Consider the following 26,546-nt stretch of genomic DNA (forward strand, 5'->3'; position numbering starts at 1 on the left):
TTTTTCGGGATTTATCCGAAACCTGAATTTCGTTTTATGACGGATGGTAGATTACTCCAGAAGATGAATTTGTTTTTGCACCTGTTACCGAACTTAAGCAATTTGCCTCATTTCGTTCTCGTAATACTCCCATAAATGCAAATATTAAGGCTTCTTTAAAATCAATAATAGCTTTGGTAGGAGTAATTACTTTACAAAAGCTATGAGTTTTGTTTTCTAAAGTTTCTATTAAAAAATCATTTTTAGCACCTCCACCCGTAATCAGAAGTGTTGAACCTTGTTTATTGGTTTGTTTGACAGCATTAGCAATTTGTTCGGCTATATGGTGTATCGAAGTATGTAGTAAATTTTCGGTGGCGTCCTGAGTGTTTTTAATGATGGGAAGCATCTTTTCTTGAAACCATTCAAAACCAAGAGATTTAGGATACGACCTTTTATAGTAGTCTAGTTCGTTTAGAGATTTCAGTAATTCTTCGTTTAAAGATCCGTTTCTGGATAGATTTCCTTTATCATCATACTCTAGTTGAATGGTTCCACAAATATAATTTAATAACATATTCGCTGGAGAAATATCATATGCGATTCTTTTCTGGTGTAATTCAAAAGAAATATTGGCAATTCCTCCAAGATTTAAACAGAAATCATATTCATGAAATAATAATAAATCTCCGATTGGTACTAAAGGAGCTCCTTGGCCACCGAGTGCTACGTCATTTGTCCTGAAATCACAAATTACTTTTTGCCCACTTGCATTGGCAATATGTTGCCCAGAACCAATTTGATAAGTAATTCCAATTTCTGGCTGATGAAAAACCGTGTGTCCATGGCTAGCAATAAAATCTGGATCTAGATCATAACGCTCAGTAAATATCTTTACTTGTTTACCTAACCATGCACCATATTCATTATGAAAAGCAAAAAGCTCAACAGGATTTAAGTTGATAGAATTCTTGAGTTTTTGTTTGAGTTCCGGAGAATAGGAAACATCAGATGATTTTTCTATGGAAAAAGACCATCCTTTTGTGTTTTTTGTAAAGTGACAATAAGCAATATCTAAACCATCTAAAGATGTGCCAGACATGAGTCCAATTACTTTATATGTTGAAGGGGTTGTAGGCATTTGTGATCGCAAAATAGAACATTTTGATTAATATTTTGACCGATATATAGGATTTGCATGAACAAAAATTTACAAAAACGTCTAATTTGTTTGTGAAGGAATCTTTTAGTTGTATTTATTGATATATTGAAGATCTAATTTTTCTGGATTGATTTCTACGATAGCTTTTTTGTAATAGAAATCGATAATTTCATTTTCCAGATATCGTTTGATTTGATCCACACTCTTCTTTTTATAAATAGAGAATACATATCCGGCTTGCGCTTTTTTGAATTCAGTAATTAATTCATCTGGATTTTCAACAACATTAATTCCTTTATAAGTATCGAACTTTTTTTTCATCCATCTGTGACTCGCTAATCTAATCAAACTTTTCTGTCGTTCACTGCTTAAAAATTCTATTTCTTTTATATTGGTGGAGTCTGTTTTTTTTATCCGATCTACTGAAGTCTTTGCTTTTATGAATTGTCTTTCGAGTTTGAAATCAATCCTTTTCATATCCCTTTTTAGTTTCTCAACTACATCATAAAGTGCTCCGTTATACATAATAACGAACTCTTCATAATCGTAAAGGGCATCTAGGAATACAATGGCTTTTCTTTTATAAACCCTAGGAAAAGCTTGACTTTTAGCGTCCTTGAAAAGCTCATTAATTCCAGTTTGTATTTCTTCGGGTATGCCAGAAAACTTAGGTCCATTTTTAATAGTTCGAAGTTGTTCGGTTATCTGTAGTCGTGTTCCCTTAAAAACTTTAGACTTGTACTTAAATCTATATCGATTAGGAGAAAGATCTTCTATATCTTGATTGTAAGCACTAATGCTTATAAAAAGTAATACAAAAAATAAAGAAGATTTCATCTATTCTTATTTTACCATTTTGCTCATAAAAACTTAGAAGTAAGTTTTTATGGTTTACAAAGATAGTAACGTAAACTTTAGGAATATTGTTATCCTTTGTTGAAAAATGGAAGTTTAAAAATAAATAGTATTTTTTTATCGTTGTACAGCCTTTACTTCTTCTACGGTAACCATCTTACTTTGTTTGTTTCCCCAGCTATTCATAATATAGTTCATAACATCCGCAATTTCTTCATCTTCCAATCCTAAAGATGTCATAGCGCTATTGTATGTTTCGCCATTTACAGTTATAGGTCCGTTCAGACCATATTTTATAGAATGGATACTTTTTTCTCTTTTATTTGTTAACCAATCCGAGCCTGCTAGTGGTGGAAAAACTTTTGGAGTACCTTTTCCATCTGGTAAATGACATTGCATACAAAAATCAGTATATATTTCTTCACCTCGTTTGATACTCTTCGAAAGATCAGTTTCCTGAGAATCCGGAATTACAGTATATTTTACAGTATTATTATGCTGTTTTGCTAGTACCGAAATACAACAGATGAGTGAAACTATTTCTAAAATTATTATTTGTTTGATTCGTTTTTTCATGTAAAAAAATATCAGATATTACTTAGGAACTATTTTTATAATTCCTTTATTCTCAACTGCTACATAAATGTATCCATCAGGGCCTTGACGTACATTACGTACACGACCTATACCATCAAGTAATTTTTTTCTGCCAATTACTTTGTTTTTATCTAGCTCTACCAATTCTAGATATTGAAATTTAAGAGATCCAACTAATAGACCATTTTTCCAATTGGGATATATGTCACTAGTAACAAAGTCCATTCCACTTGGTGCGATAGAAGGAACCCAATAGTATACAGGTTGTTCCATACCTTCTTTACTCGTAATATCTGTTATAGAAGTTCCACTATAATTAATTCCATAGGTAATTACTGGCCATCCGTAATTTAAACCTTTTTCTATGATGTTAATTTCATCACCTCCTCTAGGACCATGTTCATGAACCCAAATTTTTCCGGTGGTGGGATGAATTGCCATTCCTTGTGGATTTCTGTGTCCAAAAGAAAATATAGCCTTTTTTGATGTTTCGTCGTTTACAAAAGGGTTATCATTTGGGATGCTTCCATTATCTTGTAATCTATATATTTTTCCACCATCTCTAGTAATGTCTTGAGGATTCTCGTCCCTATTACCACGATCTCCAATACTAAAGTATACATATCCATCATCGTCAAATTCTATTCTGGATCCAAAATGGTGACCACGAGTGGTATTAGGAGCACCTTTATATAAAGTTTCTATAGATGCTAGTTGATCATTTTGCAGTTTAGCTCTTATCAAAGCTGTGTTTCCACCTTTTTCAGAACCTTCTTTAGAAGAATATGTAATATATAACCAACCATTTTTGCTATACTCTGGATGTAACTCTATATCTAGTAATCCACCTTGATTTCGATTATATACTTCGGGAACATTGCCAATAGTTTTTTTAATCCCATCTTTATAATGAATCAGTTCTCCTTTTTTTTCGGTTATAAGCATACTACCATCAGGAAGCCAGGCCATGCCCCAAGGAATTTCTAAATCAGGAACAATGATTTCTGTAGTATAATTATTTGGGTCAGGATCAATTGTAATATCATTTTTCTTTTCTTGAGCACAAGAGAGAAGAGTGGATAGAATAACGGTTTTAAGTATTAAAAAGTTTCTCATCATAATGTCTTGTGTTTACGATAGAAAAGTACAAATATTTTTTATTTATAATCTATATTTTATGTTAATGCCACCGTATATATTAAACGGTAATCCTGGGTAGAAATATCTAGGGGCATTGCCGCCAAATCCACGGGCATTAATTTGTAATTGCGATGTGTAATTATTATCCAATATATTATTAGCTCCTAAAAAAATATCATAAAAAATGTGTGATCCAATCTGATTTTGATATCCTATTTTACCATGTAGTAATTCATAGCCATCACTGTAAACGGTATTAGCATCATTAGCAGGTATCTGTCCAACTTGTTGGAAATTAAGATTACCATAGATGCCTTTTTTTGTGACATAATCTAATCCAATATTCACTACATGCGAAGGCACTCCTGTTAGATCATTTCCAGAGAAATCATTATCGAGATCTATAAATTCATCAAACTGGAAATCATTGATAGTACCATTGAAGGAAAGAAGCAACTGCTTTTGTTTAGATTGGTATAGTTGATAATTTATTGATCCTTCTATACCATTATGCGTTGTTTTACCAGCATTAATGGCGAAGAAATTATCTTCTTCCGTTCTGCGAGAAACCAATAAGTCTCTTACTCGTAATGAATAGATAGAAAAAGTACCATATAGTTTATTGTCAAATAATTGGTATCGGGTTCCTATTTCATAATTCCAGCCTATCTCAGGTTTTATATTTGCATTAAATTCTCCATCGGGCAGTAAGGTTTCTGCGCTGGTGGGTGTAGAAAAACCGTGTGCAATATTTCCAAAAATGATAACGCTATTAGTTAGCTCATAATTAGCACCTATTTTCGGAGATAAAATAGGATCGAAATCAAAATCTCCAGAACTATCCTCATTGTTAGTAAACAAATCTTTAATTTCAAAAAACGTTTGATTTAAATGAACCCCTAAATTAAAGGTCAGTTTGGGAGTGAACTCCAAATTAGATTCTAGGAAAAGATTGTAATAATTTCTTTTTTCATCTAGATCAGAGAGTCGTTCGCCTAATACACTTCCGGTTCCAATAGGGAAGTCTTCATATAGGTTTTCAAAGGTTTTACTATTGTAATTGTCAAAGAATAGTTCACCTCCAATAGTCCAGTTGAAATTTTTTCTAATGATTTTTGAATCACCAACAATACGAGTTCGTATCCCAAATGTATTTGATTTTTCTTTTAGAATATTAAAAGGCCTTGGTTCGAAATTATTTCTAAAAGAAGAAAATACACTGGTGTGATGCGAAAAAGAAGTATGATAGTCATGCGTCCAGTTAATACCTAAGATTCCATAAGCAACATCTTCGAAAGCTTGAGATCTGCCCCAAGTAAAAGCTGCTTGTCTAGGATTAGTGAGAAATGTTTCTTCATCTAAAGAACTTGGAATTCCAGCTTTTAAATCTATATAACTCGCTATGAGAGAAAGATGATTCTTTTTTCCAGCTTCTAATGAAGAGGTAACAGTAAGTGTATTTCTATGATACGTATTGTTTGCACGATAACCATCGGATCTATTGTTACTATAAATAACATTCAAGTTGGATACCTTTCCACCAACTTTTACAGTGGCAACGTTTCTTTGTAAACCATAACTGCCAATAGTACTAGAAATGGAGGATTCTACTGGAGTATTTAATGAAAAATCTGGATGCAGTAAGATGGTACCTCCTAATCCAACACCATAACTACTGGAAGAAGGACCTTTATGTATATCAATTCTTGAAATTGCTCCTAACTCTAAATCTTCAATCGCTGACTCTCCATTACCATCTGTTAATGGGATGTCGCCAAAATACGTTCTAATATTAGCAGTACCGAAAAGATTTCTAGCACCAATACCTCTTATCGTTATTCTATTTGTATTTAAAGTTCCGTGCTGCATAAATACACCGGGCACTTTATTAAGAATGGGATGTAGTTCAAGATTATTACCTCTATTAATTTGTTGTTTATTTATAATGCTTATGGCTTCTATTGCATTTTTTTGTTGTAATGGAATTGATAAACTATTTATCAAAACCTCTTGGAGTTTGTTGACTTTTGGAGCTAAGGAAATTACGATAGTCCCATTTTCAGAAATAGTTATCTGTTTGGATTCATATCCAGGATGAGAAAATTCTAAGGTTCCATTACTAAGTATATCAAATTTTCCTTTTTCATCAGAAAAGTATTGCTTTCCAGTTTTAAGAACTAGTATAGTTACATTATTAATAGGTGTTAATGACGTTTCATCTCTAATGATACCAGAGATGTTAGATTGAGAATGTAAAGAGTTAATGCAGCAAAAGATGAGAAGAACGAGTGTTTTTTTCAAAGGATCAATTTTTGATCAAATATCGGAAACAAATTATGGAGGACTTCTTAAAAATAACTTATAATTGCAGCGGGATAAAAAATGGAAAATCATAAAAAAAATTATTGGATGTTTAAAAAAACTATTTTCTTATTGTTAATAGCTGTGAGTAGTGTTTCGTTCGCTCAACGAATTAAGATTGATAAAAAGAAGTTAGCGTTTCTAAAAAATGAAACTAAGGTAGCTGTAAAACTTACATTTCCAGAAGATCTTATTATTTACAGCCTTCATCCTGAGAAGGAGTTTATAGAGAATATGAAAAAGAAATATGATCGAAAAGATAATGGTAATGGTGATAAGTGGTACCAAACATATCAAACGGCCAAAAAAGAAACTTGGAGAGATGCTTTTCTAGCAGGGTTACATGAGAGATTAAAAACGTATAGTGATTTGGAATTTGTTACGAATGATCAAGAAACGAATTATACGTTAATCATAGAAGCAGATTGGATATATACGGGTTATGGTGGATCCGCTAGTGTAGGAAGAGAAGAAGGTAAATTAGAAACAACATTGAGATTTGTGAAGACGTCAGAATCGGATTCTGAAGTGTACGCTACTCAGGCGCCAAAGGTTATAGGGAATTATGCTTATGGAGAATTTGGTGATATAGAAAGAATAAGAGAGTGTTATAATAAACTAGGATATCTTTTATCATTGCAATTAAAAAGAGTTCTGAAATAAAATATCAAAAAATAGTAGGTTTTAATAAAAGAGTTTATTTATATTTGCACCCGCAAAAAGGATAACCTTATCGGGGTGTAGCGTAGCCCGGTTATCGCGCCGCGTTTGGGACGCGGAGGTCGCAGGTTCGAATCCTGCCACCCCGACAAAATCCAATCACTAATACAGTGATTGGATTTTTTTATTCTATCGTGTAGGATACTTATTTCTAATTCAAAATTAAGAAGATAACTAGCTTAAGAACTTTCTATTTTGCTTCCAATAAATAAGTTAGCTGTTTTCTGTTACTACAATACGTTTTCAAATAAGAATGTATATAAATGACATGTTTTATAAAATTTAAAGTTTTTCGAGTAATATAAATGATCATTTTTGGAACGATTAGTTCCATGAAAAACGCATTTTTGGGTTAAAATGATTAAAAAGTGGATTTTTCCCTCAATCATTCGATAATAAAAAAGGGTTTTTTCCCCTAAATTTTGTTAAAATTACAAATTTATTACTAGTAAATTTCGTTTAATGTGTAGTACAATACTTCTTCTTTTGTGTTAAAGTGAGTTAAAAAATGTATTAAAAGCATAAAAATCGGATAAAACGCACAATTTTTTAACAGAACGTAATTTAATTGCGGTTTTGCCGTATTCAACTAATTCGTGTTTGAAGTACTTTTACAATGTGCTGGTAATCAGAGCTCAATACTAGCAGAAAAGTAATTTAATCTTCAGGAAGCCCCAGAAGAAAGTATGAACTAAATAGAGAACATTTATATCAATTTTAAACAACAACCGTTCTCTTTTACTTTATAAGTTTTTATTAATAAAATACTTATAGAGTTTTAAATTATAAAAATACGATGATTAAAACTGGAATTATTATCCCTGCTTATAATGAGTACTATAGGCTAGAAAAAGAGAAATTTTGCAACTTTTTAAAAAACAATGAAAATTATTACTTATGTTTTGTAAATGATGGAAGCACTGACAACACTTCATATATGCTTCATCAACTTAAAGAAACGAACAAAGAGAAAATCTATGTAATTGATTTAGAACAAAATCAAGGAAAAGCTACCGCAGTACAAACAGGTGCTAATTTCCTTAATTCTCTTCCTTTTATTGATAACGTAGCATTCTTAGATGCTGATTTATCTACTTCTCTAGAAGAACTTGATAATCTAACGAAAAAACTAAATAGTCAACAAAACTTAACCATGGTTTTTGGTTCTAGAAAAGGAGGTGATTCTGATGGAATCCAAAGGAGTATGGTTAGAAGCTTATTATCTAGTTTTGTGGGTTTTTTCATACAGTTTATTCTTCAATTACCTATTAAAGATACCCAATGTGGCGCCAAAGTTTTCAAGAAAGAGATTATAGCAAATATCTACAACAAGAAGTTTATTAGTAAGTGGTTGTTTGATATCGAGATCTTTTTAAGATTAAAGAAACAAGTTGGTGTAAAGGATCTGATGAACACTATTAGCGAGGAACCACTAGATAATTGGGTAGAAGTTGAAGGATCCAAAATAACTTTTAGAGATTCGATCCTTATTCCTCTTAATTTATTATTCATTTGGGCTAATTATTTCAGCTTTAAGAAAAGAAAGAAAACTACTGTTGCAGAACCAGTATATATAACACAAAATCAAATGTCTATGGCTAAATAACTACTTTATTTCCTTATAAAATAGAGGGTTCGTTTATAGCCCTTTCAGAAACTACTTAAAACAAAATAACCAAACAAATTCAAGCATCTATACTCCTTATCTTATGATAAATAAGCATGAGGAGTATAAAGCATATCAATCCCCGATTCGATGAAAAAAATAATACTATCTATAGTAACATGTGTTTTGATGAATTTTACCTACGGGCAACAACCTTTTGATTGTAACGAGGCAAAGTTTTATCAAGTAATTTCAGGATCTCTTAGATCCTATGATCCCGTAACAGGAACCTATTCGGACCCTTTACATACAACACCCAGTTATAATGCTGGAGGATATAATGTTGTAGATGATTTTTTATACGCAATACGAAGTAGCGACCGACATTTATTAAGAATTGGAATGGATCAGGTTGTTGATCTAGGAGCAGTAGCCCCTAATGGAGGAGTAGAATTTGGTGGAGGCTATGCGGCAGATGTGGATGATCAAGGTAATCTTTGGGTATTTCAGAATAATCTGGGAAGACAGAGCTTCCATAAAATTATTAATCTTCACACCTATGACGGTTCTAGCGCACCTACTTTTGAGATCGTAGTAGCTAATCAAGCATCACCAAATACATGTGCAGATATTGTATTTATTAATGGGAATCTATATGGTGGTAGTAAAGGAGATGTCTATAAATGGGATTTATCTTCTTCGACTCCAGTATTTAGTTCTAAAACAGTGACTGATTTGCCTAATCATACTTTTGGAGCATGTTATACAGATACAAGTAATAGATTATATGTGTCTAGTAATAAAGGTGGGTTGCATTTAGTAAATGACTACGAAGGAGCTTCTCCATATGCAACATTGCTTAATAATACAGATGTAACCAATCAGAATGATGGGTTTAAATGTGCAGCTGGTGTTTCACCGATCGATGCTGATGGAGATGAGGTGCTAGATCCTTTTGATAAAGATACTGACGGAGATGGTATTCCTGATGTAGTAGAAGGAGGAGGGATTGATCCTTATGGGGATGATGATGGAGATAATATTTTTAATTATTTAGATTCAGACTTCGGAAATACTTGTAATGGAGGTGTTTCGGTGGCATTTGATATTGATAGGGATGGGATTCCAAATGTATTGGATTTAGATAGTGATAACGACGGTATTTACGATATTGTAGAAGCTGGTTTGGGAAGTTATGATACTAATGGAGATGGTCAATTTAATAGTCAGGATGCTAGTTATCAGGATTCTGATTTGGATGGTATTGCGGATATAGTAGATGTAGATCAAACAGGTGTTGTGTTTTATCCAGATGATGCTGATGGTGATTTAATCTACGATCCCTATGATATTGACTCCGATCAAGATGGAATTATTGATCTTGTTGAAGGTCAGAACAGTCAAAGTTTTATCGGTTTATCAGGATTAGATCAAGATAGAGATGGAATTGATGATGCTTTTGATCCTGATCAGGGTGGTACTCCGCAAGGGTATCAAAATACAGATAATACTGATACACCTGATTTTCTAGATACAGATTCTAATAATGACGGGATTTTAGATACTGTTGATGCCTATGATACCAATAGTGATGGTACGGCAGACACAATTTTGGCTAATAATGATAACGATCAAGATGGATTAGATGATAATTTTGATATTACCGATACAGTTTTTGATTCTTCTAATGGAGGACAAAACCCGGCGAGTTATCCAATCGCAAGCATTGGTGAAAGGTATCAATATAAGGGCACATATGGCGTATTTGGAGTGCCTGATTATTTAGTATCCGATATTAATGTTGATACGGATATTTTGACCAAAATAGATAATGCATTACCAGAGGCAAATTCGGTACCTAATAGAAATCCAAATTATATCTACGGAGGATATGATACAGATATTATTGTGCAACAATCTACTAGTGTAGCGATAACCTTTATTAGTGAAAATACAGATAATAATAATGTTTTAGGTTATTATACATATGATATCAATGCACCATTGACCAAAGCACCTTCTCCAGAAGATATTACAGTAATAATACCTAATGCATCAGCTACTGGAAGTGGTGGTGGATTAGAGATGGGAAATACCGTTGATTTAGGAACTTTCTCCGCCAATACAGGTATTGGATGGGTGTTATTAACGGATGCATGGAATACTAATATGCTAAATGAGGGGTTATGGCAATTGTATTCTCAATCAGAGTTTAATCCAGAGTGCGACGAATCCCTACAACCACATAATGTATTATTAAAAGATACATCTAAAGAGGTAATTATTTTAGGTTTTGAAGATATAAGAAGAGATTATTCTGAAACGGATAATGATTTTAACGACTTACTGTTTTGTATTACAACGGGTCAATATTCATCTATTAAAACGAATAATATTCCAGAGTTAGAAGAAGAAGGAGAAGTGTCTTCTGGTAATGATGGCGGTCTAGAAAGTAATGGAGATTTAGCAAGTTTAATAGCTAAAAGAAACTTTGCTAGGTCAAAAACTAATAAGGTTTATAATAAAAAAGAATTACAGAAAAAATTTAAGAAAGGGCGTTCTTATAAAACAGCCAAAAATGGTACAGATTTAAGTAAATATTTCCCAGAAGCAGGAGTAACCGGAGTAGAAAGTTCTTATGTGTCTACACCAGATGATTTAATAGGAATTACGAATGCTTCTTCTGTCTTTTCTATAGATTATTATTTAGAAGATAGCAGAGTAGGTGTAGGATTAGCAACATCTACAGAAGGATCTGTATATGATCACTCTAAAACTATTTGTGATCGATTAAATGGTTCTACTTTGGAAGATATTAGAACAATCAATGTTCGAAATTTCGAATTGGTAAATACTAAAATACGCAGAGCTTCTGGCGAATTAGAACAAGCATTGCATTTTTCAGTTCGCTTAGACGAATATCAGAATGAGCTTTATAGCCTTTGGAATATTGACCAATATCCAGAAGGAGACTTTCTAAATTTTCAGATTTGGGGAGGTTCAATTCCTCAGGTTGTTAATATTGCTAATTCTATATTGGATAAACTTCAAGTAGAAAAAGGACTTGGAAAAACCTTTATCCCTGCAAGTATTCCTGAAGTATTTGTTCAAAAAGGATTTTATAAAGATGGAAAATTAGTATTAGATATCATTAATAAGAATCAGGCATCTACATTTGATTTTAGAGGAAATAAACGAGTAACAGAATTATCGAATGAAGAATTAATGACAACTTCTGTTTCCTTGTCCGGAGCCTATGAGGAGCGTATTACTATAGAAACGGGACATTTATTTGATATAGGATTCTCAATAATGGTTAATGACAAAACAGATGCTCTGTATCTTGCTGATGGTCCATGGGGATTAGATTATAATACCGATGGTGCTAACATCAATGAATTTAATATTAAAACAGCTAACAATAATTCAGACAATACTGAAGATTATAATGTAGAAAGAGCTATATCAGTTAGTGGAGAGGTAAAAGAAACTATGAATATTTTTAGAAATATTTTGGGTGGAGACCGTACGCTAGATGTTACATCGTATGATGCATTACAATTCGATATGAGTACTAACAATGATATTGAAGTAGTTATAGTAACCAAAGATCTTGTAGATTGGAATGATAGGATGCGATATACAATCAAGTCCGATGATGGGAATGGAATGCAAACGATTACTTTCTCTCAGTTTGTAAATGGCCAAGGTGTTGGTGCTGAGATAACAGATATAAGAAGCATAGTGTTCTCTGTACAGGGAAATTATAAGGATTTCGAATCATTTAATATCAATATTAGTGATGTAGCATTTACCAATGCAGAAGTGCTAGGTGTAGAAGATCATGAAATGGAAGAAGAAGCAAATGGTGTTATGAATTATCCGAATCCATTCCGCGTTTCAACATCAATTAGAGTACCCGAAACGTTAACAGGTAATGTTAAAATATCCGTAATAGATGTATTAGGAAAAATAGTGCAAGAAGAACGAGAAATTCCGGTGAACGCATCTAAAACAATCACCTTTAGACCTAAAAATTTAAGTCCTGGAGTATATAGATATATTATTCTAGGAGACCAATCAACCAGATATGTTGGCAGTTTTATAATCTACTGATAAATAAGCATCGTATTTTTTAAAGATTACCTGTTCTAAGAATTGATATACTTAGGATAGGTAATCTTTTTTATTCAGTTTTATTGGTTTGTTTTAAGGGTTTTGTAAGGCTATTGATTTTAGTTATTTTTGAATCCAAACATAATACAACTCAATTGATGAAAAATATTCTTGCTTTTGCTGGTTCCAACAGCAGTACTTCAATTAATCAACAACTTATCGAATATGTTTCTTCTGAAATTACCGAACATAAAATCAAAATACTGAAATTGGTTAACTATCCGGTACCAATGTATAGTGAAGACGAGGAAAGAGAAAAAGGTTTTCCAGGGATGGCTCTAGGGATAAAGCAGGAGATCTCAGAAGCAGACGCACTAATCATTTCTGTAAATGAACACAATGGTAGCTTAAGTGCTTTTTTTAAGAATATTATCGATTGGTTATCTAGAATAGATCGCAATTTTTTAGCAGGTAAAAAAATATTACTTATGAGTACTTCTCCAGGACAACGTGGAGGCTTAACAGCATTAGAATATGCAAAAAGTGTATTTCCGAGGTTCGGAGGAGAGATTATAGAAAGTTTTAGTTTTCCTTCTTTTCATGCTAATTTTTCCGCAGAAGAAAAGACAATTAAGGATGAAACACTTTTGTTGGGATTAAAAGAAGTTCTAAGTACTTTTGCGCATCAGATAAATAATTAGTGCGAACTACCAAAACATATACTTTAGATAATCCATCACAGTTTAAAAGTAAACTATTACAATGGGCGCAACAATTTGATGAAATTATATGGCTAGATTCTAATAACTATATCCAACAGCATTCTAGTTATGATGCAATACTAGCGATAGATGCTTTTACCTCTATTAATACAGACTATTATTCCTGCTTTGATAAGTTAAAAGAATATCAGGAGCAAACAGCAGATTGGATTTTCGGTTATTTATCCTATGACTTAAAAAATGATACAGAGAATTTAGTCTCAAAGAATCCTGATAACTTAGAATTTCCTGATTTATATTTTTTTCAACCTAAAAAGATATTCTTACTAAAAGGAAATGAATTAGAAGTTCAGTATCTAAGAATGGTAGATGATGAAATAGAAGAGGATAGAAAACTAATCGATACATTTCCAACTACCATTAAAGTGTCTGATGAGGATAACCCTTGTGGAAAGATTAAAATTAGTTTAAGAATCACTAAAGATGTATACCGACAGAAAATTGAACAAATGCTTCAGCATATTCATCGTGGAGATATCTATGAAGCAAATTTTTGTCAGGAGTTTTTTGCCGAAAATAGTTGTATTGCTCCTTTAGAGACATATTATCATCTCAATCAAATTTCTAAACCACCATTTGCTACTTTTTTTAAGAGAAACCATCAATACTTGCTTTCTGCTTCTCCAGAACGTTATTTAAGAAAAAGCGGCAATAAAATTATATCACAGCCTATAAAAGGTACTGCAAAACGTTCACAAGATCAGGAACAGGATCAAGAACTGATACAAATGCTTCAGAATGATCCCAAAGAACGTTCTGAGAATGTGATGATTGTAGATTTGGTAAGAAATGATCTATCCAGAACTGCTGTAAAAGGTTCGGTAAAAGTAGAAGAACTCTGCAAAATCTATACTTTTCCGCAGGTACATCAAATGATTTCTACCGTAGTTTCAGAAGTTGATAATACCACTTCTGCAGTTGATGTGATAAGAACCACTTTTCCAATGGGAAGTATGACAGGCGCTCCGAAAATATCGGCAATGAAAATTATCGAAGCATTAGAAGAGTCTAAAAGAGGTTTGTATAGTGGTGCAGTTGGTTATTTTACACCGGAGAATGATTTTGATTTTAATGTGGTGATAAGGAGTATCTTGTACAACGAAGAAAATCAATATATTTCTTATACTGTTGGTGGTGCCATTACAGCAAAATCAGATCCCGATAAAGAATATGAAGAGTGCTTGGTAAAAGCAAAGGCAATGCGCGAAGTACTAGAAGGTATATAACGAGTTGGTATGACAACTATTTAAATAAGGTTTTTTCTAAAACTTTTCCTTACGTCAATGATGACTTCTTTAACCTCATTGGCAGTCATATCTTTTATTCTTGCAATTTCCTCGAAATTGAGTTTTCCAAAAACGAATAGGTCAATTATCTTGGAGGTTTCTAGAGGTAACCAGCTATAAAATTTACCGAGTAATTTTTGCTTCTTATTCTCCGAAGAATCTTCTGATGCAATTAGCTTTAAAATTGCAGAATCTGTATCGTCATAAATGAATAGCTGCTTGTTTTCCTGGTTTTGATGATACGAAATGTCATTAAGCTCATCAGTCATTATTAGTTCATTATCACCTGTAGAGGTATAATATTCTTCTAATTTGTTTAATTCTTCTTTTAAAAAGTAATTAGTGCTAATAGATCTTTGGTGCCAACCTTCTTTCTGATATAATTCATCTATGAGGTGATCTGCAATTCTAAATAACTGCAACTCCAGAGATAGTTTGTCCATAGCAATATCTAATTGATCATCATGATATAGTTTTACGATAGCATCGTCTATAAGACCACTAGAGCAGTACATGTTTCTTGGTAAAATTCCAGTGCTTTCTGCAATATATATGCGATGTTTAACGTATGGATGAAGATGAGGTACTACAGCTAATAATTTTTTACCGAACTCTTCCGTACGAGTATCTTCATAATATTTAGGCATTTCATCAATTCTATTCATGATTTGTGTATTTAAGAGTTCCTTAAAAATAATAAAAAGCTGTGTCAAAATGTGTTAAAACTCTGAATTTCAGTAGTTAAAGAAGTGTTTAATAAGAGTTGTTGAACCTTTTCAAAATCGTATATTTGATATTAATATGCAGGTTGTTATTTTAAAATATGTAAAACGCTCATCTCGAAAGTATTCGGTCTAAAAATCAAAAACAACTATATAAATACTTGAAACAAAAATTCAAAGATCATATCAAAAATCGATTACCTTTTCTACAAAAAAGTAAGTTACTTATTGCCTGTAGTGGAGGATTAGATAGTATAGTATTAGCTTATCTATGTCATGTAAATAATTTTGAAATTGGAATTGCTCACTGCAATTTTGGTTTAAGAGGAGTAGAGAGCGATGAAGATGAAAATTTTGTATCTACAATAGCTGAGAAATTCCAAGTTCCGTTTTTTGTAACCAACTTTGAAACAGAAAAATATGGACAAGACAATAAGCTATCTACACAAATGGCTGCCAGAGAGCTACGGTATCAGTGGTTTGAAACCTTGTTGAGCTCGCATAAATATGATTATGTACTAACTGCTCATCATAAAGATGATAATCTAGAGACTTTTTTAATAAACCTATCTCGAGGTACGGGAATTGACGGACTTACTGGTATTCCTGAAATTAATAGAAATTACGTAAGACCACTTTTACCATTTTCTAGAAATCAAATCATGGAATTTGCTACCAAAAATGAAATAGAATGGAGAGAAGACAGTAGTAATAGTGATACCAAATATCTGAGGAATAAATTAAGACATAATGTAATCCCAGAACTTATTTCTATTAATCCAAGTTTTTTGAACAATTTTGAAAACACATTAGATTATCTAAAGCATGCACAGGATTTTATTAGGAGTCAAATGTATCGTATTCGAAAAGAAGTTTTTGAATATGGAGAATTAGACACAATTAAGATTGCCATACATAAACTTCAGAAATACGATAATCCTAAAAAGTACTTGTACTTTTTATTAAAGGAATATGGTTTTACTGCTTGGGATGATATAATCCGAATGTTAAATGCGCAATCGGGGAAACAAATTTTTTCTTCAACACATCGTTTAGTGAAAAATAGAGAATATTTGTTGCTTTGTCCAATTATTGAAGACGTTCCGGATCGAGTATATCATATTCCTGAAGAAGAAAATAGGATTATGATTCCATCTGGAATGATTCATTTAAAAGAAGTTTCAGAGCTTTGCGATACAGATTTGAAGACTATTTTTGTAGATAAAGAAAAGTTAAAGTATCCCTTAATTGTAAGAAAATGGAAAGAAGGCGACTATTTTTACCCTTTAGGCATGAAAGGTAAAAAGAAGTTGAGTAAGTATTTTAAGGACGAAAAATTATCTTTACTGGCCAAAGAAAGAGTCTGGTTATTATGTTCTGGAGAAGAGATTGTATGGGTGATTAATTATAGAGCAGATAACAGATTTAAAATAAACCCCGAAACAAAACAATTACTAAAAGTAACAATTACCTAGATGAGGAATATTTTACTACTATTTACAGCATTATTATTTTCAACAACTTTATTTTCACAAATATTTGAACCAATAAAATGGGAGAGTAATGTAATTAAAGAATCGGAAGATATTTATGTTTTACAGTTCGAAGCCAAACTAGATAAAGGTTGGCATATATATTCGCAGAAGGAAGTAGAAACGGATGATATTGCTCCAACGGCTACCGAGTTTACCTTTTATAATGTAGAAAAAAAGTATGAGCTGATAGGAGAAACTACTGAGCCAGAAGGTATCCAGAAATACGATAAGGTATTTGAAATGGAGATCAAATACTTTGAAGATAAAGTATTGTTTACTCAAAAAATAAAACGCTTAGACCCTTCTTTAGAATCAGTAAAAGCTGAGGTGTTCTTTGGAGCTTGTGATGATGAGAAATGCTTGCCTCCTGAAACGATGGAATTTTTATTAAACTTCTCTAATGAAATTAAAAGAGATTCAAGTTCCGCTAACATTTCTCAAATTTTCGAACCTATTAAGTGGAAAAGCAGTGTAGAACAAGAATCCAAAAATATTTATGTACTACAGTTCGAAGCCAAATTAGATAAAGGCTGGCATATCTATTCACAAAAGGAAGTAGAAACAGATGATATCGCTCCAACGGCTACCGAGTTTACTTTTTATAATGAAGAAAAAAAATACGAGCTAATAGGAGAGACTACTGAACCAGAAGGTATTCAGAAATATGATAAGGTATTTGAAATGGAGATCAAATACTTTGAAGATAAAGTATTGTTTACCCAAAAAATAAAACGTTTAGATCTGTCATTAGAAAAAGTTAAAGCAGAAGTTTTTTTTGGTATATGTGATGATGAAAGGTGTTTAGCACCTGAGGTTGTAGAGTTTAATTTGAATTTATCTAATAATAGTACTTCAGATTCTAGTACGTCTGTGATTTCGTCTGAGGATTTGGTGAAATCCAAAGCTCTTAATGTGGACATAAAAGGATGGAATAAATTTCCCAAAGAAGATGTTAAGGATCAGAGTTATTTAAAAATATTTGTACTTGGCTTTTTGGGTGGTTTAATAGCATTACTAACTCCATGTGTATTTCCAATGATTCCTTTAACAGTTTCATTTTTTACTAAAGGAGCTAAAAATCGTAAAAAAGGTATGATGAATGCCATTCTTTATGGATTTTTTATCTTCGGAATCTATTTGTTATTGAGTTTGCCTTTTCATCTTTTAGATTCGTTAGACCCGGAAATTTTAAATAATATATCTACCAATGTTACACTTAACGTAATATTCTTCGTAATTTTTATAGTATTTGCTATTTCCTTCTTTGGATATTTTGAGATTACATTACCCGCTTCTTGGAGCAATAAAATGGATAGTAAAGCTACAAGTGTTGGGGGTGTTTTAGGGATATTCTTTATGGCCCTAACACTAGCGCTAGTCTCATTTTCTTGTACTGGACCTATTCTAGGTTCTTTGCTCGGAGGTTCGCTTAGTAGTGATGGAGGAGCGGTACAACTAAGTTTCGGTATGGGTGGTTTTGGTTTGGCTTTAGCATTACCGTTTGCTTTATTTGCATTATTTCCAAATTGGTTAAATAATTTACCAAAAAGTGGGGGGTGGTTAAATTCGGTTAAAGTTGTTTTAGGTTTCATAGAACTTGCTCTGGCATTTAAGTTTTTATCAAATGCAGATTTGGTAGAGCATTGGGGGATTTTGAAACGAGAAATATTTATTGGACTATGGATTGTAATCGGATTAGGTTTAGGTTTATATCTTTTTGGAAAAATTCGTTTTCGTCATGATGGACCAATCCAAAAATTAAATTTAACTCGTATCGTTATTGGAGTTGCAACTTTTGCTTTTGTTGTATACTTAGTGCCAGGACTTACGAATACTAAATATGCAAATTTAAAATTACTCAGTGGTTTCCCTCCACCATTGTTTTACAGTATTTATGAAAAAGAAACGCATGGTCCTCTAGGATTAAATGCTTATACAGATTTTGAAAAAGGTGTTGCAGCAGCAAAAAAGCATAGTAAGCCTATCATGATTGATTTTACAGGATGGGCTTGCGTAAATTGCAGAAAGATGGAGGAGCAAGTTTGGAGTAATCCTGAAATTACAAAAATTCTTAAAGATGATTATGTTTTAATTTCACTATATGTTGATGATAGAGAAAAGTTGAAAAAAGAAGATAGATTTAAATTTCTTAAATCTTCAGGTAATATAAAATCTATCAATACAGTTGGTGATAAGTGGGCAACTTTTCAAACGTTAAACTTCCAAAATAATTCTCAACCTTATTATGTATTACTGGATTCTGAAATGAATCTTTTAAATACAACAACTGCTTACACCCCAGACGAGAATGAATACCTAAAATGGTTACAAGAGGGAATTACAAATTTTGCAAAAAAATAGATTCTTTATAGTGTTATAAATAATTATTATAAGAATATTGTAAGGATACTGTTAGTTATCGACTTTATTGTAAAACAAAGAGTAACTAACAGGTCTATGGAAAATATTAACTTATCTCAGTGTTTCCCTTTTATAGAAAAAGAGCTCGAAGAGCAAATAATGTCTTTTGGGCATTTTAAAAGTATTCCAAAAGGAGAATATGTCGTAAGACAAGGAAGTTATCTCAATTTTTTACCGATCATTTTAGATGGTTTGATAAAGATGTATGCAGAAGAAGATGAAGTAGAATTTCTGTTGTACTACATACATCCTAACCACTGTTGTATCTTAAGTTTTAATCACTTGTTTAGCCAGGAGGCGGTTCGTTTTTCAGCAAAAACAGAAGAAGATACTACCGTTCTTTGTATTCCAATAAACAAAGTAAAAGAATGGTTTGTGCAGTACCCATCTTTTACTCAAATTATTTTAAAAGATTTTCAACGTAATTATGAAGATCTATTGCATACTACAAAACAAGTCGTATGTTATAAAATCGAAGAACGTTTGATAAATTATTTAAACGAAAAGGCAAAGTTTCAGAATTGCAATATGATTCTAATGTCTCATAAAGAAATTGCTGCCGATTTAGGAACATCAAGAGAAGTAGTTTCTAGAATAACAAAGAAACTACAAGCTCAAAATATATTAGTACAACATAAACGACATATAGAATTGACAAAAGGTATTTATTGTCAAAACTAAAAATCGTTCTTTAAAACACCAACACCAAAACATCGCAAATAGCGATGTTTTGGTGTTGGTGTTTTTGTTGTTTAAATATTTGATATACAGATGTTTAAATAACATTTATTTAACGTTTAGCGGTGACTTTTATCACCGTTATCCACTTTGATGTGATTATATATTTGCTTCAGATTGATGAACAAAAAAATATATATCATGAAAAGAAATTTTATCTATTTAATTATTGGATTATTTACTTTCATCTCTTGTAGTGAAGATGATGATATTGTAATTCCACCAGACGGAGAAACTGATGGCGAGAACATTCAGGTTGTTTTTAATGAGATTCGTTATCAAGGAACAGACTTGATAGAAATCTTTAATCAAGGAAATCAAGAAGCAGATTTGAGTGACTATTGGTTATGTCTTGGTCCTGGAACTTATGAACAAATTGGTGCTCTTACACCAGAAAGTGGTACTATAAATATTCCAGCAGGAGGGTATTTAGTATTATCTTACGAGCTTCCAGATAATTCAGGTGGTTTAGGATTATACTCGTCTAATGCGTTTACAGATGCCGATGCGCTAGTAGACTTTGTGCAGTATGGAGCAGGTGGGACGGCTAGAGAAAATGTTGCCGTTGCTGCTGGTATTTGGACAGCAGGTGATTTCATACCTACTGTGACTAATCCAGATAACAGTATTGTATTTGATGGAGAAGGAAATGGATCTTCTAATTGGGCTGAAACATCTACGGTAACCTTTGGCGCAGAAAATGTTCTTACGATGCCTGATAATACTATACGTTCTATTGTGATAAATGAAGTAAATTATGCAGAAGATAAATTGATCGAATTATGGAATAATGGAACAGTCGCTGTTGATATTTCTTCCTACTGGTTATGTCTTGGACCTGGGCAATATCTTCAATTGCAGAATGCATCTATTACTAGTGGAGATACAAATTTAGATCCAGGAGAATTCGTGGTGGTAAATTGGGATGAGTTAACCAATAGCGAAGGATTGGGTTTATATGCTAATAATTCTTTTACCAGTGCGGATGCTATTATGGATTTCGTTCAATGGGGAGCTGCAGGTAGTGCTAGAGAAAATGTAGCCGTTTCTGCCGGTATTTGGACAGCAGGAGATTTTGTGCCAGAAGTAAGATTACCAAGTTATAGTATTGAATATGATGGAGAAGGGGATGCTGCAAGTGACTGGGAAGAAAGAGTAAATCCAACATTTGGATTAGGAAATGCAACTGTGATTGAAACAACAACATTTTCTGTAACCATTACAAATACCATTAATTATTTGAATGTACATACATTTACAACTCCCGTGGGAGCATCCACTCCAGGACCTCTAACCACTAATGGAGCACAATATCAAATTTCATTCCAAGCAGTTCCAGGAACTAAGTTTACACCAGTAACTATGATGGGTAATAGTAATGATTGGTTCTTAGCACCAACAGATCTTAATGGAATAGACTTGTTTCCTAATGGTCAGGCATTAAATGGTGTAGATATAGCAAGTCAACTATCATTATATGATTTAGGTACTGAAGCAGATAATGATCCAGCCACTTTTCCTCCAGCAGGAGCTAATGTAGGGCCAGCGGATGCAAATCCTCTAGTTAGATTAGTTGATGGTAGAGATACAGGTGACATCTATATGACTGCTATTTTGGATTATACCAATGGAGATGGTAATTCTGCAGGCACATTTACGTTAACGATTACGGCTATCAATACACCAAACGCTGCTATGGATCCAAGTTCGGATAATGGTTTTGTAATCACACCTGGAATAGTAGTGTTACATGCACAACCAGAACCGTTATTTACAATTGGTGAAGAAGATAGAGGTGTTGGACTGGAAGGTATTGCAGAAGATGGTATGCCAGGTGCGTTATATAATTGGTTTACAGAAACTGGATCTCAAGGAACACCTTTACGACTTTCTTCATCACTAACACCTTTCTCTCCGGCTTTCATCTATGCATTTAACACAAATAGAGATCCTTGGTTTGTACAAGGAGAAGCTACAAGTGTAGATAATGGTTTGGAAGAAATTGCTGAAGATGGAGATAGATCAATAGCATACAATTATATGAAGGACTTCGGAATTCCAGTAGCGTTAAGTAATGAATCTGGACCGATCATGCCTGGAGGATCTCAGACTTTTACAATAGAAGTACCAAGAGGTCAGGATTATAAATTTGGTTTTGGGACCATGTTTGTAAAATCAAACGATTGGGTAGTAAGTTATAACAATGCTGGTTTACCTTTATTCTTAGAAGATGGAGTAACACCATATTCTGGAACAGATTTAAGTACTAAAACGTATTTGTATGATGCTGGTACCGAAGTAGATCAACCAGTAGGTTTTGGAATGGATCAAGTAATGAATCAATCAGGGCCAAATACTGGAAATGATGATACTAATAATATTGTAAGAAGAGTATCAGATTTAGAAGATGTACAATTCGGAAAAGGAGTTATTAGTAGTCCGCCAGGAGTAACTTGGACAGGTGATCCAAGAGGAGGATATAATATCATAGAGATTAATATCCAACCACAGTAGAATAACTAAGAACACTGTATTTGGGGATAAAGTAAGTTCTTAGTAGATGAGCCTTCAGTAATAACTGGAGGCTCATTGGTTTATATATTCATATTGATTGTTAAAATCTCCTTAAATAGATGTTTGTCAGCATTCCATTTTTTTATCTTCCAGCTTCAACTAAACTCAAGCATATGCGATCAACTAGAATACCATTATTATTTATTTTAAGTTTTTTATTTTTTATTACTTCCTGTACCGAACAAAATGATTCTAAGAAGGTTGAAAAAACAGCAGAACAGACGGTAACTACCAAAGAAGAGGAATATCAAGTTAAAAATCATTACACCAAGAAGGAAGTAGATATCGTAATGAGAGATGGTACTAAACTTCATACGACTATTTATTCTCCTAAGGATACTAGTAAGAAGTATCCAATTCTTATGCAAAGAACTCCTTATAGCTCTAGACCTTATGGAGAAAATGAATTTAGATCTAAGATTGGACCTAACGAATTTTTGATGAAAGAGGGTAATATTATCGTTTATCAGGATGTAAGAGGAAGATGGATGAGTGAAGGTGTTTATGATAATATGAGAGCTTATATTCCAAACAAGAAGGATAAGGAATTTGATGAAGCTAGTGATACCTATGATACTATTGATTGGTTAGTAAAAAATGTAGAAAATAATAATGGAAAAGTAGGTGTATGGGGAATTTCATACCCTGGTTTTTATGCTACGTATTCATTATTAGATTCGCATCCAGCGCTAAAAGCAGTATCTCCACAAGCTTGTATAGGAGATTTCTTCTTTGATGATTTTCATCATAACGGTGCTTATTTGTTAAGTTATTGGAGAGCTACTGCCGTATTTGGTTACGAAAAGACAGAGCCAGTAAAAGAAAGTTGGTATACATTCCCAGAACTGAATACCAAAGATCAATATCAGTTCTTCTTAGATGCAGGACCACTGAGTACATTAGATCAATACTATAAGGAAGATAATGTTTTTTGGACGCAATTAAAAGAACATCCGAATTACGATGAGTTTTGGCAAAAAAGAGGCATTATTCAGCATCTTAAGGATATAAAACCTGCAGTTATGGTAGTTGGTGGATTATTTGATGCAGAAGACTTATACGGTCCGTTTGAAACGTATGAGAAAATCGAGAAAAATAGTAGCAATTATAACATTATGGTTTTTGGTCCTTGGAGTCATGGAGATTGGGCGCGAAATAAAAAGAGACAAGCAATAGGAAATGTATATTTCGGCGATGATATATCGTTAAACTTTCAACAAAATATAGAGACAAAATTCTTTAATCATTTTCTTAAAGGAGCTGGTGATGAAAATAGTGGTTTGACTGAGATTCAGATTTTTGATACCGGTAAAAAAGAATGGAATACCTATGATAGTTGGCCACCAAAAAATATAGAAAAGAAAGTTTTATACCTAAATAATAATAGCTTAACCGAAAATAAAGGTAATGGAGCACAAGAGTTTATCAGTGATCCTAAAAAGCCTGTACCGTATACAGAAGATATCAAAATGGTTTTTACACCTAGAAAATATATGACAGATGATCAGAGATTTGCGGCAAGAAGGCCTGATGTATTAGTTTATGAAACACCTGTGCTTACTGAAGATATGACGTTGTCAGGAGAGATTTTAGCTAAATTAAAAGTAGCAACTACGGGAACTGCCGCGGATTGGGTAGTGAAAATTATAGATGTATATCCTCCAGATGCAGAAGACACAGAAGAGACTCAAAAGTATCTTAAAATGTCTAATTATCATATGATGGTAAGAAGTGAAGTGCTAAGAGGAAGATTTAGAAATAGCTTTAGTAAACCAGAAGCTTTTACTCCGAACAAAAAAACAGATGTTTCGATAAAACTTCAGGATATACATCACACGTTTTTGAAGGGTCATAAAATTCAGATTCAGGTACAGAGCACTTGGTTTCCGTTCATTGACTTAAATCCTCAAACGTATGTTCCTAATATATTTAAAGCGAAATCATCAGATTTTAAAAAACAAACTCATACCGTATATGATGATTCTTCCATAGAATTTTCTATTTTGAAGTAAATTAGTAACCATCAAAATATCCCCCAGGAAAATGAACAGAACAAAATTCACTTTGTTGTCTTGTTCCTTCTTATTCATAACTTTCAGTTGTAAAGACGAAGGTAACAAGGTTGTATCCGAAATCTCTAATGAGCAAAAGATAGAAATACATTCTCAAAAACTAAATGATTGGTTTGAGTCACAATTTCAGGAAGAAGTAGCAGAATCTCCGATGATGCAAACGTATTTAGGATTGAAAACAGAAGATTATGGAAAGTGGGATGATGTTTCTTCTAAGAAATTGGTGCATGATCTTGAAAAAGCAAAAAGAAGACTTAGATACCTTAATGATTCGGTGGATGTTACAGCTCTAAATAAATCTACGAGTTTGAGTTATCGTTTGATGAAACAAGATCTAAAAAATGCTATAGATGATTTTCAATATAGGTTTTATGATTATCCGGTGAATCAAATGCATGGGATGCAAGCGGAAATCCCAGCTTTTCTGATCAATATGCATCAAATAGAGAGTAGAAGTGATGCGGAAGCCTATATTTCCCGACTTAAGGGAATGGATGAGTTATTTGCACAACAAATAGAGAATATTAAAATCAGAGAGAAGAATGGTATTGTTCCGCCAAAGTTTGTTTTTGCAAAAGTGTTAAACGACTGTCGTAATTTAATTACCGGAATGCCCTTTGATGAATCTAATAAAGAGAGCACCTTACTCTCAGATTTTAAAGATAAAGTAGCTAAAATAGAAATAGCAGAAGAAGATAAGACGGTTTTAATAGCTGAAGCAGAAAAAGCATTAAAAGAAGATGTAAAAACTGCATATGATAAACTAATTGCTCTCCTAGAAGATCAACAGCAAAGAGCTACGGTAGATGATGGAGCATGGAAATTTCCAAAGGGGAGTGCGTTTTATAATAATGCATTGAAACGGACTACCACCACTAATATGACTGCCGATGAAATTCATCAATTAGGATTAGATGAGGTTGCTAGAATACACAAAGAAATGAAGGATATCATGACGCAGGTTAAGTATGAAGGTTCCTTACAAGATTTTTTTAAGTATATGAAGGAAGATGAGAAATTCTATTATTCTAATGATAAAGAAGGTAAGGCTAAATACTTGGAAAGAGCAGTTGGATTAATAAATAATATGAAATCTAGATTAGATGAACTCTTTATTACAAAACCAAAAGCTGATATTGTTGTAAAAGCTGTAGAACCTTTTAGAGAAAAAAGTGCCGGAAAAGCCTTTTATCAGCGAGGGACACCAGATGGTTCCAGACCTGGAACATATTATGCAAATCTTTATGATATGGAAGCTATGCCGATATATCAAATGGAAGCACTAGCATATCACGAAGGTATTCCAGGACATCATATGCAAATTTCAATAGCTCAGGAGTTACAGGATATTCCGAAGTTTAGAAAATTTGGAGGATATACTGCTTACATAGAAGGTTGGGGGCTTTATAATGAGTTCTTACCAAAAGAGATAGGATTGTATAATGATCCATATTCAGATTTCGGTAGATTAGCTATGGAACTGTGGAGAGCTTGTAGATTAGTTGTAGATACAGGAATACATGCTAAGAAATGGACAAGAGAAGAAGGTATAAAATATTATACCGATAATACTCCGAATGCAGAGAGTGACGCCGTTAAAATGGTAGAACGACATATCGTAATGCCTGGTCAGGCTACAGCATACAAGATAGGAATGAATAAGATTCTGGAATTAAGAGAGAATGCAAGAACAGCATTAGGAAATGATAATTTCGATATTAGAGAGTTTCATGATGTCTTACTCACGAATGGTGCTGTACCACTTACCATTTTGGAAGAGCTGGTTAATGAGTGGATAACCTCTAAAAAGAATACCAATACACTTCAAGAAAACTCGTAATAAATCTAAAATAGTATAGATTTTGGAAAACAGCCTTTCT

17 protein-coding genes and 1 tRNA gene are annotated in these 26,546 nt (G+C 33.0%); 12 read left to right on the forward strand and 6 right to left on the reverse strand.

Annotated features, from left to right (window positions below; translation table 11 throughout):
* Positions 1–34 precede the first annotated feature (34 nt).
* The 5 genes from ABD077_RS17885 to ABD077_RS17905 form a co-directional block, all read right to left on the reverse strand.
* A complete protein-coding gene (locus tag ABD077_RS17885; RefSeq protein ID WP_343913607.1) occupies positions 35–1,132 on the reverse strand; it encodes an anhydro-N-acetylmuramic acid kinase in 1,098 nt (365 codons plus the stop codon).
* A gap of 93 nt (positions 1,133–1,225) precedes the next feature.
* The gene (locus tag ABD077_RS17890) at positions 1,226–1,978 is read right to left on the reverse strand and encodes a hypothetical protein (protein ID WP_343913608.1); all 753 of its coding nucleotides are present in this window, start codon (positions 1,976–1,978) and stop codon (positions 1,226–1,228) included.
* 135 nt (positions 1,979–2,113) lie between these two features.
* Positions 2,114–2,572: a c-type cytochrome gene (locus tag ABD077_RS17895; protein WP_343913609.1), complete on the reverse strand. Its 459-nt coding sequence runs from the start codon at positions 2,570–2,572 to the stop codon at positions 2,114–2,116.
* An 18-nt stretch (positions 2,573–2,590) separates the two neighbouring features.
* On the reverse strand, positions 2,591–3,709 hold the full coding sequence (locus ABD077_RS17900) for a PQQ-dependent sugar dehydrogenase (protein WP_425545889.1): 1,119 nt from the start codon (positions 3,707–3,709) through the stop codon (positions 2,591–2,593).
* Between the two features lie 45 nt (positions 3,710–3,754).
* Positions 3,755–6,034, reverse strand: coding sequence for a TonB-dependent receptor domain-containing protein (locus ABD077_RS17905; protein WP_343913611.1), 2,280 nt, complete (start codon positions 6,032–6,034; stop codon positions 3,755–3,757).
* 81 nt (positions 6,035–6,115) lie between these two features.
* Between ABD077_RS17905 and ABD077_RS17910 the strand changes: the two genes are divergently transcribed.
* The 6 genes from ABD077_RS17910 to pabB all read left to right on the forward strand — a co-directional run bounded on the left by ABD077_RS17910 (position 6,116) and on the right by pabB (position 14,544).
* Positions 6,116–6,757: a hypothetical protein gene (locus ABD077_RS17910; protein ID WP_343913612.1), complete on the forward strand. Its 642-nt coding sequence runs from the start codon at positions 6,116–6,118 to the stop codon at positions 6,755–6,757.
* Positions 6,758–6,828: 71 nt separating this feature from the next.
* Positions 6,829–6,903: transfer RNA gene (locus ABD077_RS17915), tRNA-Pro, on the forward strand.
* Between the two features lie 707 nt (positions 6,904–7,610).
* Complete coding sequence (locus ABD077_RS17920; RefSeq protein WP_343913613.1) at positions 7,611–8,420, forward strand: glycosyltransferase; 810 nt, start codon at positions 7,611–7,613, stop codon at positions 8,418–8,420.
* A gap of 150 nt (positions 8,421–8,570) precedes the next feature.
* The gene (locus ABD077_RS17925) at positions 8,571–12,536 is read left to right on the forward strand and encodes a DUF4114 domain-containing protein (RefSeq protein ID WP_343913614.1); all 3,966 of its coding nucleotides are present in this window, start codon (positions 8,571–8,573) and stop codon (positions 12,534–12,536) included.
* Between the two features lie 158 nt (positions 12,537–12,694).
* Complete coding sequence (locus ABD077_RS17930) at positions 12,695–13,237, forward strand: NADPH-dependent FMN reductase (RefSeq protein WP_343913615.1); 543 nt, start codon at positions 12,695–12,697, stop codon at positions 13,235–13,237.
* Positions 13,237–14,544: an aminodeoxychorismate synthase component I gene (gene pabB, locus ABD077_RS17935; RefSeq protein ID WP_343913616.1), complete on the forward strand. Its 1,308-nt coding sequence runs from the start codon at positions 13,237–13,239 to the stop codon at positions 14,542–14,544. The genes ABD077_RS17930 and pabB overlap by 1 nt, the downstream gene beginning before the upstream one ends.
* Before the next feature lie 20 nt (positions 14,545–14,564).
* On the opposite strand, the gene ABD077_RS17940 is transcribed toward pabB, so the two are convergent.
* Positions 14,565–15,269 carry a hypothetical protein gene (locus tag ABD077_RS17940; protein ID WP_343913617.1) on the reverse strand — a complete coding sequence of 235 codons (705 nt, stop codon included), beginning with the start codon at positions 15,267–15,269 and terminating at the stop codon, positions 14,565–14,567.
* Between the two features lie 218 nt (positions 15,270–15,487).
* On the opposite strand from ABD077_RS17940, the gene tilS reads away from it, so the two are divergent.
* From tilS to ABD077_RS17970, 6 genes are all read left to right on the forward strand, one after another.
* Positions 15,488–16,801: a tRNA lysidine(34) synthetase TilS gene (gene tilS / locus ABD077_RS17945; protein ID WP_343913618.1), complete on the forward strand. Its 1,314-nt coding sequence runs from the start codon at positions 15,488–15,490 to the stop codon at positions 16,799–16,801.
* Positions 16,802–19,222, forward strand: a complete 2,421-nt coding sequence (locus ABD077_RS17950; RefSeq protein WP_343913619.1) for a protein-disulfide reductase DsbD family protein — start codon at positions 16,802–16,804, stop codon at positions 19,220–19,222. It begins immediately after the preceding gene.
* 96 nt (positions 19,223–19,318) lie between these two features.
* Positions 19,319–19,963, forward strand: a complete 645-nt coding sequence (locus ABD077_RS17955; protein WP_299607034.1) for a Crp/Fnr family transcriptional regulator — start codon at positions 19,319–19,321, stop codon at positions 19,961–19,963.
* 198 nt (positions 19,964–20,161) lie between these two features.
* A complete protein-coding gene (locus ABD077_RS17960; protein WP_343913621.1) occupies positions 20,162–22,534 on the forward strand; it encodes a spondin domain-containing protein in 2,373 nt (790 codons plus the stop codon).
* Between the two features lie 173 nt (positions 22,535–22,707).
* Positions 22,708–24,606: a CocE/NonD family hydrolase gene (locus ABD077_RS17965; RefSeq protein WP_343913622.1), complete on the forward strand. Its 1,899-nt coding sequence runs from the start codon at positions 22,708–22,710 to the stop codon at positions 24,604–24,606.
* 31 nt (positions 24,607–24,637) lie between these two features.
* Positions 24,638–26,506 (forward strand): DUF885 domain-containing protein, encoded by a 1,869-nt coding sequence (locus ABD077_RS17970; RefSeq protein WP_343913623.1) that lies wholly within the window; start codon positions 24,638–24,640, stop codon positions 26,504–26,506.
* The last annotated feature ends 40 nt before the right edge of the window (positions 26,507–26,546 follow it).

It is taken from the genome of Aquimarina litoralis (assembly GCF_039523995.1).
Taxonomy (GTDB): Bacteria; Bacteroidota; Bacteroidia; order Flavobacteriales; family Flavobacteriaceae; genus Aquimarina; species Aquimarina litoralis.